Below are 14,761 nucleotides of genomic sequence, written 5' to 3'. Positions count from 1 at the left end.
CCCCTTCATGGGAGGGGAGAAAAGGAATAAATATCGGGTCTGCCGCCGACCCTCGATCACGCCCTCGCAAACGGATCCCGGCTGGTGGCATATTGCGCCATCGCCATCGTTGTCAGCTGAGCATTGACGCGAATACAGCTGGTGAAGGTACTCGCATCGGTCACCAGCACATTGCTTACCCCATGCAGACGGCATTCGAGATCGACCACCCCCTTGTCGGGGTCGGCGTTGCGCGCATTGCCGCCATGCGGATGCGAACTCGACAGCACGACATCGTCCGCCGCCTGGATTGCCTCTTCGAAGAACGCCTCGACATCATCGTCCGGCCGTAGCGCCTGTCCCCGCGCCAAGCCGGGATAGACTTCGATCGCGCCAGCCGCGAAATGCACCCGCACCAGTGTGGACAGCGCCCGCCGCAGCAATGGCAATTCGACATCGTCGCGAAATTTGAGGTGCAGCTTGCCACCTTTCATGCTGCCTTGCCGGTCGACCGGGAACAACACGCCGGCCGAGGCCAGCCGGCCATAATGGCGCATTCGCGCGGCATGGGTGTCGAACCAGCCCGGCATCAGCGTCGACATGCTCATCGGCGGCTGGAAATGCGATTCGAGCAGGAAATCGCCGCGATCGACGTAAGTCGCCATCTGGTCCTCGTCCCATGATCGCATTTCCCCGGCGATGCCCGTCCCTTCGGGCATCAACGCGACCACCGGACAGGCGATGTTGAGTGAAATGCCGTTACCGCTATTGCCCACATCACTGGCCGCCATAAGCCGGCTCGACGCCATCGCGCCGGCCGCAACGACCACGCCGGTGGTGGCGCGCACGAAATGCGTGCGACCGTCCGCCAGCGTGATCTCGACCCCGTCGGCCACGCGCTTGCCATCAGCCAGGCCGGGCCGCCAACGGACCCGCTCGACTGTCGTATCTGCCAGGATCTGCGCCCCGCTCCGTCGCGCATCGAGCAGATAGGACTGCGCCATGCCTTGCTTGCGGCCATAGGGGCAGCCGGTATTGCAATAGCCGCAATAAGCGCACGCCGCGCCGATACTGCGCGGGCCGTAATTCTTGCTGAACCAGGTCGCGACCGCGTCCCGATCGAGCGGATCGTCGCTCGCTGCGGCATGTGCCGCCCAGCCGCGCAGCAAGTGCGTGCCATTGTTGCGTCCGCTTTGCGGATCGATCGGCTCAATCCCCAGCCGCGCTTCAACCGCCTCATAGGCGTGGACGAAACGCGCCTCATCGACCGGCCCGCCCAGTGCGGCCCAGCTCGCGAACACGTCGCGCGCGGCGGGATGAGTCAGCCCGTCCTGCTTGACGCGCAGGCAGATGCCGTTGTTGATCGCGGTCGACCCGCCGACGCAGCGTCCCTGGAACAGCACCACATCATTGTCGCGGCTGGTCTGCACGCCGCCATCGACGAAGAGCCGGGCGGTCATCTTGCGCTCCTCATGCGTGATCGCACTTGAGGGGAAATGCGCGCCCGCTTCGATGATCAGCACGTCATGGCCCTGCGCGGCGAGGTTCGCCGCCGCCACCGCACCGCCCGCGCCCGACCCGATCACGATCACGCCGGCGGAGACGGGCACCTGATCGGGACGAAGGATATCGTCATGGCCCAGTTCACGACCGGGAAACGGCGCGATTGGCACTTCGCTCAGCGTACGCATGCGATGCGCGGGCAGCGTAAAGCCGATCGACGCCAGCACCACATTGTTGCGATTATCGTCTTCGCTGACCCCGTCCCAATGGCCGTAATAGCCGGCATAGATGATGCCTCTGGTCCGGGCGAGGTCCTGCATCAAATTGTTGCGCGACATATGCAGCCGCTTCTCCACCCGCCGCGCGCCCCACGCCGGCCCGAACAACAGGAAGAACGGCCCGCCCATCACCAGGCAGATCAGATAAAGCGACAGCCCGATCTGCGTCGGCTTGCCACCTGTGACCATGCCGAACTGATGCTGGATATTGGCGACGACCTGCGACGACGGGATCTTCATCTCGACACCGTGGAACAGCGCTTCGGTCATCGCCTTCAGGATCGCCGCCTGAACGAAATTGAACGGTTTATGCATAGGGCGCCCCCGCCTGTTTGACGGACCATCTTGTCCGCCGCATGCGATGTTAGCGCCGAAAGGGAAACGCGACCAGCGCGAGACGCACCGGATTGGTGGTTACTGCCGTGTCGCCACGGAATTCTTGGAGTTGCGGGATTTCGGCAGGGTATGGCCGCCGTCGTTGCTCGCCTCAGTCCTTATGGAAAAACAGCTCCGAGATGCTTTCCGCGATCCGCGCCGGACGCAAGGTTTTGGCGTCTAGGCAGCACCAGCTCGACTGAACCTCGGCGAGCACTTCCTCGCCGCGCTTGATGATCGTCTGGTAGAAGGCGCGCGCGCCCTGCACCTTTTCGAGCAACACGGTGGCGATCACCTCATCGTCCAGAAATGTCGGCTTGCGATAGGTGATTTCGTGCTTCAGCGCGACCCATAGATGCCCTGCGACCGCCTCGGCCGGAGCAAAACGCTGCCAGTGATTGACCACGGCATCCTGTACCCATTTCAGGTAGGACGCGTTGTTCACATGACCCATGAAGTCGATGTCCGCGGGATCGATGCCGACGCTATATTGATGGGGGATCGCGGTGCTCACCCTCCCCATATAGGGACGAAAGCGTGTCGTTGCGATTAATTTCCACGCTTTGTTCGGCGAATTATCCGCCGCTACGGCATCCTGTTCCGCGCGCCGATGTTCTGCTATTGTTCCAGCAGTGCCCAACGACTCGCTCATCCTGCCCCCGCGGCCGCTACGCTGGTTGTTCCTCGACCTGAACAGCTATTTCGCCAGCGTCGAACAGCAGCTGGATCCGGCATTGCGCGGCAAGCCGGTGCTCGTCGCGCCGGTCGACAGCGATACCACCGTGGCGATCGCCGCCAGCGTTGAAGCGAAGCGCTACGGCATCACCACGGGCACGCCAGTCTGGGAAGCCAAGCGATTGTGCCGCGACCTGATCATCACGCCGGCCCGGCATGAGAAATATGTCGAATTCCACGATGCGATCGTCGCGGAAATCTGGAAACATGTGCCCGTGACCAAGGTCTGCTCGATCGACGAGGTTGCCTGCCGCCTGCTCGACAATGAGAATAGCCGCGCCGACGCGATCGCGCTCGCCCGCCGCATCAAGGCGGGAATTCGCGCCAATATCGGCGAATGCATGACCAGTTCGGTCGGCATCGCGCCCAACCGCCTGCTCGCCAAGCTCGCCTCGGATATGCAGAAGCCCGATGGGCTGGTCGTCCTCGATGCCGAGACCCTGCCCGAACGGCTCTACGACCTTTCCTTGCGCGACATTTGCGGGATTGGCGCCAAGATGGAAAAGCGGCTCGCACAGGACGGGGTCAACGATATCCGCCAATTGTGCGAACGCCGTCCGCGCGACGCCGGCACCGCCTGGGGCGGCACCAATGGCGACCGGCTCTGGTATCTGCTGCACGGCGTCGACTTGCCCGAAAAAGCCACGCAGAGCCGTTCGATCGGCCATAGCCATGTCCTGTCGCCGAGCAAACGCGGCCCCGAGGCAGTGCGGCTCACCGCGCGCCGCCTCGCGCTCAAGGCGACGAGCCGCTTGCGCCGAAAATCCTATCGCAGCCGCCTGCTCATACTCCATGCGCGGTTCGAGGACGACAAATCGACCTGGCGCGCGAGCCGCAAACTCTCCTCGACTCAGGACAGCTTCGCCGTCCTCGCCGCGCTCGAGACGCTGTTTCCCCTGCTTTATGCGGCGGGCAAGATCCGCCCCGGCGATTTTCAGATCCGCATGATCGGTGTGACTCTGGGCGAGATCGAGCCAGTGACCGGCGAACAGCAGTCCCTGTTCGGCCTGCTTGACCCCAATGATCCGCTCGCCCGCGAGACTCGCACCTTGTCACTCAGCCGCGCGATGGACCGCATCAACGAGAAATTCGGCCGCAACGCCGTCAGTCTTGGTCCCCAATCGGGCGGCCGCATTGACCGCGTCGGCACCAAGATCGCGTTTGGCCGCATCCCCGATCTCGACGAATTCCATGAATAACCAATCGTTTGTTCAGCAAACATAAATGTCCATTTTGCTGCAGCGCAAAAGGCTCGCTTCGGCCGGAAATCTACGCTCTTGACGAACTCTTTCGCGTGCGCGAAGCGTCCCTCGACATGATCAACCGCACCATCCCGCTCGTCGCCGTCGCGCTGCTCGCGCTGTCGGCCTGTAACAACAGCAAGTCACCGGAAGTGGTGACCAGCGTTTCATCCGATCCTCAAGCGGATGCGATCGCCAACCGCGCCCCGGTCGAACTGCCGCCGGCGATGAAGGCGGAAGTCACCTTCCGCTGCAAGGACAACAGTCTCGCCTATGTCACCTTCTTCCAGGGCGACAAGCAGGCAATGGTGAAGTCGGAAAAGACCGGCCCGACGACCGTGCTCAAGGCTGACGAAGCCGGCAAGCCGCTCGTCGCCGAGGGTTACTCGCTGACCGGCAACCCGAAGAACATCACGCTGACCCGGCCGGGCAAGGGCACACTCACCTGCCGCGCCTGAACGGTTACGCTTAAACGGAACAAGCGGCCGGTGGAGCGATCCACCGGCCTTTTTTTGGCGATGATTGATTGCGCAGCATTCTGCTTTGGGTGGTTTTCGGACTGTCCGCTAAAGACGCCGCAAGGGGTGGAAAGCAGACTTCCCCTCTCGTAAGAACCAGGGATGGTTGACCCTCGTCAGTTCAACGTCCGTGATGACCAAGGCAAGCTGCTGTGCCCTGCATGCGGCTTTCCAGAATATGTGGTGACGGACGCCTACGATGAGAGAGGCGGCATTCCTCTCGGCATCTGTCCGTGCTGCCTTTGGGAACCGGGATTCGATGATGATCCCGCCGCATCGTCCTACGCGCGGGAGACTATCCTTGGCTCGCTACAAGCCTACCGCGCCGAGTGGAGTGGTGCCCCGGTATGGAGAGGGCATAGCGGCCTGAGGCCAGCACATTGGGATGCCTCGCCACAGTTAGCGCATCTTTTTGAGAAGGCACCCCACGTTCGCTAACGGGCGGCGACCGTTTAATTACGGGGACACAATACTAATTAGCGCCGCCTTGCGTGCTCCATAACTTCTTACCATAATCATGTGATATATCATAGAGTTACCGCATTTTCCCGACTCTGGAGATATACAACATAGGGTGTCCCATATCTCGCCCGACCATCCACCAGACTTTCCGCGCTGACCTAGAGATTAGAGGTCGATTCACATCACACTCGGACCTGCCATATCTACATTCGTAGCGGACCGCCCTGGCTCTGCAGGAGGCTTCTCAAGCCAAGGGAATCGAGTCATGAGACGGCCGAAATTCAAGTGATTTCGATCCATCGCCTTGCCTCCGTCACAACCCTCCGGCACGATGCCGCTTGCAACAGCGGAGGACGCGCGTGGCGACGATCGCGATCTACAGTCTGAAGGGCGGCGTCGGCAAAACCACGCTGGCGGTCAATCTCGCCTGGTGTTCGGCGATCCAGTCGTCGCGCCGCACCCTGCTCTGGGATCTCGATCCGCAGGCCGCGAGCAGTTTCCTGCTGTCGGACGGCAAGACGAAGGAGCAGGCCCAGTCGGTCTTCTCCAAGGATGTCGAACCGGAAAAGCTGGTACGCAAGACCGCGATCGAGCGGCTCGACCTGATCGGCGCGGACGCCTCGCTGCGCGGGCTCGACCTGCTGTTCCACGAACTCGACAAGAAGAAGCGGCTGCAGAAACTGCTCACCGGCTTGCGCAAATCCTATGACCGCATCCTGCTCGATTGCCCGCCCGGTCTGACCGAGACCAGCGACCAGGTGATGCGCGCCGCCGATCTGATCGTCGTGCCCGTCATTCCTTCACCACTGTCCGAACGTGCCTATACCGAAGTGGTGAAGCACCTCGGCGGCAAGGCGAATCTACTCCCCGTCCATTCGATGGTCGACCGCCGGCGCAAACTCCACGCCGAAGCACTCGCCCGCCACCCCGACTGGCCCGTGGTGCCGATGGCGAGCGTGGTCGAATCGATGGCGGTGAGGCGCGCGCCGGTCGGCAGTTTCGCCGCCAGATCGGCCGGCGGGCAGGCCTTTACCGAATTGTGGCAGACCATCGAAAAACGGCTTTCGGCATGAAGGGGACGCCCGATGCGGCGTTCGATCTCGTCCCGCTCGATCCCAATCTGGTGCTCGGCGCCTATGCCGTCGGCGTCTTCCCGATGGCCGATGCACGCAATGCAGACAGCGTTTATTGGGTCGAACCGAAGGAGCGCGCGATCCTGCCGCTCGACGGTTTCCACCTCTCGCACTCGCTGAAGAAAACGATCGTTGCCGATCGCTACCGCGTCACCGCCGACGCCGCCTTCGCCCGGGTCATCGACCTGTGCGCCGAATCCGCACAGGACCGGCCCGACACCTGGATCAACACCCAAATCGAGCAGGTTTTCCTCAAGCTCCACACGATGGGCTTCGCGCATTCGATCGAAGTGTGGGACGGCGACGATCTGGTCGGCGGACTTTACGGCCTGGCGCTGGGCAAGGCGTTCTTCGGCGAAAGCATGGTCAGCCGCGCGCGCGACGCGTCGAAAGTGGCGATCGCCTGGCTTGTCGCACGGTTGCGCGTTGGCGGATTCACCTTGCTCGATTGCCAGTTCATGACCGACCACCTCGCCTCGCTCGGCGCGGTCGAAATCAGCCGGGCCGATTATGTCGGATTGTTGACCGGCGCGATCGCTGGCGTAGTCGGCACCGGCGAAGGTGTTGCTTCGGGAGCGGCCGGGGACTTCTTCTCGCTCGACCGTGGCGTCGCAGCGCCATCTTTCGGCGCGCTATCACCAGCGCTCACCGAATCCGGCCCGCCTTCGGGGAAGGTCATCTCGCAGCTCTTGGCCCATACATCATAGATCGGGTGAAGCACGACGTTGAGCTGCGGCCGTTCCTTGTACAACCAGCCCGAGAAAACCCGCCGCCAGCTCTTGTTGTTCTGCTCGACATCGACCTGCACGAACGCGCCGGTATAGGGCTGTTGCTCCCAGGGCGCGGTGCGTTCGCAGGCGCGCAGCCGGATCACGACATCGCCGACACGCACCGCCTGGCCCGGCTTGAGCTTCAGGTCGCGCGACACGCCATTGCGCTTGTTGAGCAGGCCGATCACCGCAACTCGCTGCGCCATCGGCGTCGCGCCGAAACTTGGATCGACGCCCGACGACACATCGATCGTGGTCACGTCGGACGAAGGTATCTCATCATCGAGCGCGGTGCGCGGCGTGGGCCGTGCTTCGGGCGAAACGGTCCGGGCGCGATCCTGCCACCACCCATAACCAAGCCAGCCGCCGATCCCCAGGACCAGCGCAAGCCCGCCCCCAAGCAACCAGCGGCGATCGATCACGCTTCCGGCGTCCAGGCTTCGTAGTCCCCCGTCGCAGCGGCGCGGCGCCCGCCCTTTTCGAGCGCACCCGACGGGCGATAGGCGAGCGCCGTACCGGTCAGATTGGGCAAAGCGGGCTTTTCCCACACCCGCGCCGCGGGCAGCGCACGATCGGGCAGGTCGTCGACTTGATGATGCAGCCAGCTGAACCATTCGGGCGCGACGCGACTCGAATCGTTCGCACCGGCATAGATCACCCAGCGGCGCGGATTGCCGTTGGTGTCCTTGCCGCCCTCATAATAGACATTGCCCAGCGAGTCGTCTCCGACGCGCGTCTTGCCGCGCAGGCCGATCATGGTGCCCCAGCTGGCGCCGTTCCACCAGGTGAATGGATTGAGATTGATGCCCATGATCCGCGCTTAGCCGTCCAGCGGGCTGCCATCAACCGCGATCAACCGGCCTTTTTCGTCCAGCTGACGCTATCGCCCTCGACAATGCCCAGTTCAAGCGCGCGACCGCCATTGATCTCGAGCACCGCACCGACCGGTTCGCCCGACGGGATCGGGCTTTCCGAAAAGGGCACGGTATTCTCCGCGATATGCGCAATCGTGCCATCGGGCCGGATGAAGATGATGTCGAGCGTGCTTGGCGTATTCTTCATCCAGAAGCTCGCCTCGCGCGGACCGCCGCCCTCGGGCGGATATGGCGCAAACAACATGCCGCCGTCCTTGGGAATGCCGGTGCGATACATCAGTCCACGCTGCTGCTCGGCAACGCTATCGGCAAGGTCGACCTTGAAGACATGCGTGCCATTGGAGCTCTTGACCGTCACGATGGTCGCCGGAGCCACTTCGCTTGCCGGCGATGCCGCGCCCTCCTTCGTGCATCCTCCGGTCAATGCCATCGCGCCGAGCGCAAGCGCCGCCATCAGGGACCGAGCGGTGTTCATCAGGCTTCCTCTTCGACTGCCACCGCCAGCGGGCCCTTGCGCCCTGCGACGATCCGCGCCCGCAACCGCTGATCGGGATCGACTTCGATCAACCCCGCGCGGCGCAATGTTTCCATATGCACGAATATATCGGCGGAATCGGCATCGCGCACCAGAAAACCGTAACCCTTCAATCGGTTGAACCATTTGACCGTCACCGCCTCGAACGGGCCCGCGGCCTCGATCAGCGCCACAGGGTCGATCCGATCGCCAGATGATCGCGCACGCGGCAAGGGTTCGACCGCATTGGTCAGATCGATCGAGACGATCTCGACAGCCTGCAGGCCGCGATCGCGCACCACCGCACGACACTCGATCCGCGCGCCTTCGGGCAGGCTACGGCGACCATGTGGCTGCAACACGGAGAAATGGATCAATATATCCCCGACCGAAGGATCGTCGCCGACCACGAAGCCGAAGCCCCGCGTCACGTCGAACCATTTCAGCGTACCGGCATATAACAGCCCGTCGGAGACAGAATCTCCGTCCGGCGCATCAGGCACAGTCGCTTCCTCAAGCCGGTCCCAGTTCACCGACTGCGTTTCGATACGCATACGTAACTTCCCCCGCAAACCGCCATAGCACGTTCGTTACGGCGGGAAAAAGCCCCAGTTCGACGAGCGGCGCGATCAATCGCGGGACAGGTCTGCGACATTATCTCCGGGGGCCATCGTCGCGATGCGTCGCGACAAGGTGAAATCATGTCCGCCCCGAATCATCGCCGCGATGTGCTTCTCGCGCAGCGGACGGTCGGCCTGGTCGCTGGCGAATGGGCCGATGCGTTTCCTGCGCGCGAAGGTCAGCGCCGCGTCGAGCGCACGCGCCTCGATCGCCGGCGCCAGCGCCTCGGCATCCTCCTCAGCGATCCCCGCCTGACGGAAAGCGCCTGTCACGCGCCGCTTGCCCAGCCCGCGCCGCGCCATCGCCGAAGCTCGCGCCTCGCCGAACGCGCGGTCGTCGATATAACCGAGCTCGACCATCTTCTCGGCAATCGCGACCGGATCGACGCTCTCCCCGTCCCAACCGCGTGTGCGGATCTTGCGTCTCAAATAGTCGGCTAGACGTGCTCGGGTGGTGGAAAAACGCTCGACATAGCGCAGGGCTAGACGATCCAGCGCGGCCGCATCCAGGGGAGGCGCAACGCGCCTTTCACGCTCTCTGGAAGGCCGATCGTTATGCATGCGCCATCATTGTGCCACAGTCGGACCCGATTTTGAACGCCAGTGCGGAGCAGAGGTGCACGCTTCTATAAGAGCGGCACACAAAGCGCCGCTACCAGGGCGCAAAATACATGACGACCGATACATTGCCACTAAGTGGGCGACAGAGTGAGCGGGATGCCGTGGCGATGCTCGTCGCCACGCCGACCGACGATACGCTGTCGCGCCGCCTGGCCGATTTCGAAACGCTTGGCGAGGCGCTGGATTATGCCGCCAGCGGCGTGCGCGGACTGAACTTCCACGACGCGCGCGGCACGCTGTCGCGACCCTATCCGTTCAGCGAGATGCGCGACGACGCACTGGCCATGGCGCGCCGCCTGATCGCGGCCGGCGTCACGCCCAAGGACCGCATCGCACTGGTCGCCGAAACCGGCCCGGAATTCGCCGCGCTGTTCTTCGGCGTCATTTATGCCGGCGGCTGGCCGGTGCCGCTGCCGCTGCCGACTTCGTTCGGTGGTCGCGATTCCTATATCGAACAGCTTCGCGTCCAGCTCTCGAGCTGCGACCCGACGATGCTGATCTATCCGCCCGAACTCGCCCAGATGGCCGGTGAAGCGGCGAAGATCGCCGGGGTCGAGGGGATCGACTGGTCCGAATTCGAACAGCGCGAGGCCCCCGAAGCGACGCTGCCCCAGGCGCGCGGCAGCGATGTGGCGTATCTGCAATATTCCAGCGGTTCGACTCGCTTCCCGCACGGCGTCGCGATCACACACCATGCGCTGCTCAACAATCTCGCGGCACACAGCCATGGCATGGAGATCACGGACAGCGACCGCTGCGTATCGTGGTTGCCCTGGTATCACGACATGGGACTGGTCGGCTGCTTCCTGTCGGTGGTCGCCAACCAGGTGTCGACAGATTATCTGAAAACCGAAGATTTCGCGCGCCGTCCACTCGCCTGGCTCGATCTGATCAGCCGCAACAAGGGCACCACCCTCTCCTATTCGCCGACCTTCGGCTACGATATCTGCTCGCGCCGCATGTCGAGCCAGACCAAGGCGAGCGACCGGTTCGACCTGTCGCGCTGGCGTGTCGCCGGCAACGGCGCCGACATGATCCGCCCCGACGTGATGCAGGCATTCGTCGATGCCTTTGCCGATGCGGGGTTCAAAGCAACCGCTTTCCTGCCCAGCTACGGCCTCGCCGAGGCGACACTCGCCGTGACGATCATGCCACCGGGCGAAGGCATTCGTGTCGAGCTGGTCGAGGAAACCCAATTGTCGGGCGTCGCGCACGGCCAGGATCGGCCGCAGCGCTTCCGTGCGATCGTCAATTGCGGCAAGCCGGTACGCGACATGAAGGTCGAGATTCGCGAAGAGGACGGCACGCCGCTCCCCGAACGCGCAATCGGCAAGGTCTGGTGCTCGGGTCCGTCGCTGATGGTCGGCTATTTCCGCGACGAGGAATCGACCGAGGCGTGCATGGCCGATGGTTGGCTCGATACCGGCGACATGGGCTATATCTCGGACGGCTATATTTATATCGTCGGCCGCGCCAAGGACATGATCATCGTCAATGGCCGCAACCATTGGCCACAGGACATCGAATGGGCGGTCGAGCAGCTTCCCGGCTTCAAGGCCGGCGACATCGCCGCGTTCGCGATCACCACCCCTGGCGGTGAGGAAACCCCCGCCGTGCTGGTCCAGTGCCGCAGTTCGGATGATGCCGAACGCGTCCGCTTGCGCGAGGAAATCCGCGAGCGAGTCCGCTCGGTCACCGGTATGAACTGCGTGATCGAACTGATCCCGCCGCGCACCCTGCCCCGGACCAGTTCAGGCAAGCTCAGCCGCGCCAAGGCGCGCAATCTGTATCTCAACGGCGATATCAAGCCTTACGATCTGGCCGCCTGATCTCACCCGTTTTCGGCGTGAAGAGGGATATGCCGACACGCCCATTAAGGTATCCATGCGTTTCCAGATCATACCCGTCAGGACCGAAGAGGATTTGAGCGCAACGGCGCGGCTGTTTGAAGGCTATGCCGCTTCCTTGCCGGTCGACCTCGCCTATCAGGACTTCGAACGGGAACTGTCGGCATTGCCGGGGAAATATGCTCCTCCGGCGGGTGAGTTGTTGCTTGCACGCGACCATCGCGGAAAGCCGCTTGGTTGCGTCGGACTGCGGCCGATTCCACCAGATGGATGCTGCGAAATGAAGCGCCTGTTTCTGATGCCCAATGCGCGAGGGCTTGGCCTAGGCCGGGCATTGGCCGAGGCCGTGATCAAACAGGCAAAGGATTTGGGGTATGGCGAGCTACGTCTCGACACGCTGCCGACGATGACCAACGCCATAAGTCTTTACGAGCAAATGGGATTCAAGCGGATCGGCGCATATTACGCGCCCACGCCGCCAGGAACTGTGTTCATGGCGATGACGCTGTAAGCGATGCATATTTTCGCATCCGGCCACGGCACGAAAAATATCTTGCCGAACCCGGCCCGGCTCTAACCTTCCGCTAACCAGAGCCGCGCTATTCCATGCGGCGTGAGCACTCAACCTTCCTCCCAATTCGCCCAGCCGCGCATCGACGCGCGCGCGCTTCTCGGCCTTTATGATCCGGCGGATTCGACGGATTGGGCCCCGATCCGCGCCGCACAGCTCAACGCGGGCAGTCAGCTCGCGCTGTTCCTATTCGCCGCGAATCTGGTCGGCGCCGCGCTCATCTTCCTGATTCTCGCGCCCATCGCCCCGATCTGGGCGCTGGCAAGCTGGGGTGCGGTGACCGCTGCTGTCGGTGCCGCGATCACCTTTCGCCGCCTCGCATCGCGCCACCGTACCGGCCACACAGCATCGCTGAGCGATGTGCGCGATACCGTGCTCGAAGGAATCGCGCTGGCCGCCGTCTGGTCGGTACCGCCGCTTGCTTTCGGGGTGAAGGCAGATGCCAATGCCGCACTTGGCCTGTGGATCGTGGTGTCGATCATGATGACCGCATCGGCCGTGGCGATGGCCGCGCTGCCGCTCGCCACACTCAGTTTTCTAGGCATTCTCGGCACCTCGATCGCGGTGATGCTGTTCGTGCTGACCGGTCCGCTGCTGGCCGCGGCTGCCCTGCTCTTCACGGTCCTGCTGATGCTCGGCTGTTTCGTGCGCGGCAAATCGCTGGTGGTGATCCGCGCCGGCGAGATCGCATTGGCCGAACGCGACGAAACCGTCAGCCTGCTGCTGCGTGAATTCGAGGACAACAGTGCCGACTGGTTATGGGAAACCGATGCCCAGCGGCGCATCGTCCGCGCCTCGCCGCGTTTCGCGCACTCGGTCGGCCTCGATCCGCGATCGGTGAACGGTATGCCCTTTCTGCAGGTACTCGCCGGCCCGACCTGGGAAGCGGGCAATTTCTCCGCCGGTCTGCGCACGCTCGCCGAAAAGCTGAAGGGCCGCGACGCGTTTCGCGACCTGTTGCTTCCGGTCCGGGTCCAGGAGGAAGAACGCTGGTGGGAAATCGCCGCCTCGCCGCGCTTCGATGAACGCGGCGGCTTTGTCGGCTTTCGTGGCGTCGGGTCCGACGTCACCGAACAGCGCGCATCGGCCGACAAGATCAACAAGATGGCGCGCTTCGACACGCTGACCGGCCTGCCCAACCGGCTGCTGATCAACGAGGCGCTTGGCCGCGCAATGGCCGAGGCGGAAAAATGGGGCAGCCGCTGCGCCTTCATGATGATCGACCTCGACCGCTTCAAGGCAATCAACGACACGCTCGGCCATCCGATCGGCGACCGCCTGCTCGGCCGCGTCTCGGAACGCCTGAGCCAGCTCGTCACCGATAATGAGACGATCGGGCGACTCGGCGGCGACGAATTCGCCGTCGTGGTGCGCGACGCGAGCGATTCCGCCAAGATCGAGAAACTGGCCAAGACGATCATTGCCACGTTGTCCAAACCCTATGAGCTCGACCAGCACACGCTCTACATCGGGGCAAGCATCGGCGTCGCAACCGGCCCACGCGACGGACGCACCGCGGAAATGCTGATCCGCTCGGCCGATCTTGCGCTCTATCGCTCCAAGGATGCGGGCGGCGGCACGTTCCATTGCTACGAGCCGCAGCTCCATGTTCAGGCCGAGGAGCGCCGCGTGCTTGAAATGGCGCTGCGCAAGGCGCTGCAAAATGGCGAGATGCATCTCCACTACCAGCCGGTCGTGGCTGCCGACAGCGGCGAGCTGACCGGCTTCGAGGCGCTGTTGCGCTGGACGCATCCCGAATTCGGCAATGTCTCGCCGGCCAAATTCGTACCGCTGGCGGAGGACGCGCGGCTGATCGGACCGATCGGAGAATGGGTGTTGCGTACTGCCTGCGAAGAGGCGATGCGCTGGGAAAGCCCTGTGCGCATTGCGGTCAATGTGTCGCCTGAACAGCTCCATAACCCGAGTTTCGTCACCATCGTTGCCTCGGCCCTCGCGCAAAGTGGGCTGCCGGCCGACCGGCTCGAACTCGAAGTGACCGAAAGCGTCTTCATGCGTGAAGGGACCTCCGCGATCCAGGTGCTCGAAAAGATTCTCGACATGGGTGTGCGGCTCAGTCTCGACGACTTCGGTACCGGCTATTCCTCACTCGGGTACCTCAGCCGCACGCGCTTCTCATCGATCAAGATCGACCGCAGCTTCGTGACCCAGGCGTCGAAGGGTGTGCCCGAAGCGATCGCGATCATCCGCGCCGTCGTCGCGCTCGCGCAAAGCCTCGGCATGGCGACCACCGCCGAAGGCGTGGAGACCGAAAGCGAGCATATGATGGTGCAGGATCTCGGTTGCTCCAAGGTTCAGGGCTATTATTTCGGACGCCCCCTGCCGGTCGAGGAAGCCCGCGCGGTCGCCAATCGTGACAACGGACAGGCTGTCGCGGCCTAAACCTTCGCGCTTGTCGCCAGGCTGTCAGCGCGCAAAAAATCATGCGTGCTTGTCGTCACAAGTGTTTCCAGTTCGACAGCCAGCGGGAAAAACCTTCGAGCATGCCGGGAGCACTTGCCCACCGCCGCCGACGGGGTTACACGCCCTCCCCGCACAGGGGTGTAGCTCAGTTGGTTAGAGCGTCGGTCTCCAAAACCGAAGGCCCACGGTTCGAGTCCGTGCTCCCCTGCCATTTGCGCCATAGAGCGAGGCGACAAGGCCGGTCATCGTCAGGGACCGCAGCTGCAGCCAGTCGCTTTGACCGGCGTACCGACGCAAT

Annotated in this window: 13 protein-coding genes, 1 tRNA gene and 1 pseudogene; 8 read left to right on the top strand and 7 right to left on the bottom strand. The window is 63.2% G+C overall.

All coding sequences use genetic code 11. The features are described from left to right. Nucleotides 1-56 precede the first annotated feature (56 nt). Complete coding sequence (locus G4G27_RS03070) at nt 57-2,075, bottom strand: FAD-dependent oxidoreductase (RefSeq protein WP_183111969.1); 2,019 nt, start codon at nt 2,073-2,075, stop codon at nt 57-59. Nucleotides 2,076-2,247: 172 nt separating this feature from the next. Beyond that, complete coding sequence (locus tag G4G27_RS03065) at nt 2,248-2,649, bottom strand: thioesterase family protein (RefSeq protein WP_244624528.1); 402 nt, start codon at nt 2,647-2,649, stop codon at nt 2,248-2,250. Nucleotides 2,650-2,767: 118 nt separating this feature from the next. Here G4G27_RS03065 and G4G27_RS03060 point away from each other — a divergent pair, with 118 nt between their 5' ends. The 4 genes from G4G27_RS03060 to aat all read left to right on the top strand — a co-directional run bounded on the left by G4G27_RS03060 (nt 2,768) and on the right by aat (nt 6,931). After that, on the top strand, nt 2,768-4,069 hold the full coding sequence (locus G4G27_RS03060; protein ID WP_183111967.1) for a type VI secretion protein ImpB: 1,302 nt from the start codon (nt 2,768-2,770) through the stop codon (nt 4,067-4,069). Between the two features lie 116 nt (nt 4,070-4,185). Next, nucleotides 4,186-4,569 (top strand): hypothetical protein, encoded by a 384-nt coding sequence (locus G4G27_RS03055; RefSeq protein WP_183113580.1) that lies wholly within the window; start codon nt 4,186-4,188, stop codon nt 4,567-4,569. 881 nt (nt 4,570-5,450) lie between these two features. Then, on the top strand, nt 5,451-6,164 hold the full coding sequence (locus G4G27_RS03050; RefSeq protein ID WP_183111965.1) for an AAA family ATPase: 714 nt from the start codon (nt 5,451-5,453) through the stop codon (nt 6,162-6,164). After that, a complete protein-coding gene (aat, locus tag G4G27_RS03045; protein WP_183111963.1) occupies nt 6,161-6,931 on the top strand; it encodes a leucyl/phenylalanyl-tRNA--protein transferase in 771 nt (256 codons plus the stop codon). The genes G4G27_RS03050 and aat overlap by 4 nt, the downstream gene beginning before the upstream one ends. A gap of 35 nt (nt 6,932-6,966) precedes the next feature. Here the strand turns inward: aat and G4G27_RS03040 are convergent. From G4G27_RS03040 to G4G27_RS03020, 5 genes and pseudogenes are all read right to left on the bottom strand, one after another. Further along, nucleotides 6,967-7,200, bottom strand: a pseudogene (locus tag G4G27_RS03040) (DUF2155 domain-containing protein); the annotation flags it as partial. Between the two features lie 212 nt (nt 7,201-7,412). Next, on the bottom strand, nt 7,413-7,805 hold the full coding sequence (locus tag G4G27_RS03035) for an NADH:ubiquinone oxidoreductase subunit NDUFA12 (RefSeq protein ID WP_183111962.1): 393 nt from the start codon (nt 7,803-7,805) through the stop codon (nt 7,413-7,415). A 41-nt stretch (nt 7,806-7,846) separates the two neighbouring features. Continuing rightward, nucleotides 7,847-8,344: a DUF192 domain-containing protein gene (locus G4G27_RS03030; protein ID WP_244624527.1), complete on the bottom strand. Its 498-nt coding sequence runs from the start codon at nt 8,342-8,344 to the stop codon at nt 7,847-7,849. Beyond that, complete coding sequence (locus G4G27_RS03025) at nt 8,344-8,937, bottom strand: cold-shock protein (protein WP_183111959.1); 594 nt, start codon at nt 8,935-8,937, stop codon at nt 8,344-8,346. Before G4G27_RS03025 ends, G4G27_RS03030 begins: the two co-directional genes overlap by 1 nt. A gap of 75 nt (nt 8,938-9,012) precedes the next feature. After that, the gene (locus G4G27_RS03020) at nt 9,013-9,432 is read right to left on the bottom strand and encodes a RecX family transcriptional regulator (protein WP_345940665.1); all 420 of its coding nucleotides are present in this window, start codon (nt 9,430-9,432) and stop codon (nt 9,013-9,015) included. Between the two features lie 299 nt (nt 9,433-9,731). Here G4G27_RS03020 and G4G27_RS03015 point away from each other — a divergent pair, with 299 nt between their 5' ends. From G4G27_RS03015 to G4G27_RS03000, 4 genes are all read left to right on the top strand, one after another. Further along, on the top strand, nt 9,732-11,453 hold the full coding sequence (locus G4G27_RS03015) for a fatty acyl-AMP ligase (RefSeq protein ID WP_183113578.1): 1,722 nt from the start codon (nt 9,732-9,734) through the stop codon (nt 11,451-11,453). A 136-nt stretch (nt 11,454-11,589) separates the two neighbouring features. Next, a complete protein-coding gene (locus G4G27_RS03010; protein WP_202049655.1) occupies nt 11,590-11,982 on the top strand; it encodes a GNAT family N-acetyltransferase in 393 nt (130 codons plus the stop codon). A 102-nt stretch (nt 11,983-12,084) separates the two neighbouring features. Then, nucleotides 12,085-14,442: an EAL domain-containing protein gene (locus G4G27_RS03005; protein WP_244624526.1), complete on the top strand. Its 2,358-nt coding sequence runs from the start codon at nt 12,085-12,087 to the stop codon at nt 14,440-14,442. A 155-nt stretch (nt 14,443-14,597) separates the two neighbouring features. Beyond that, nucleotides 14,598-14,674: transfer RNA gene (locus G4G27_RS03000), tRNA-Trp, on the top strand. The last annotated feature ends 87 nt before the right edge of the window (nt 14,675-14,761 follow it).

Origin of the sequence: Sphingomonas sp. So64.6b, from assembly GCF_014171475.1 — a bacterium.
GTDB classification, from domain to species: domain Bacteria; phylum Pseudomonadota; class Alphaproteobacteria; order Sphingomonadales; family Sphingomonadaceae; genus Sphingomonas; species Sphingomonas alpina_A.
The sequence above is the reverse complement of the archived record's forward strand: the minus strand, read 5'-3'. Positions and strand labels throughout refer to the sequence as shown.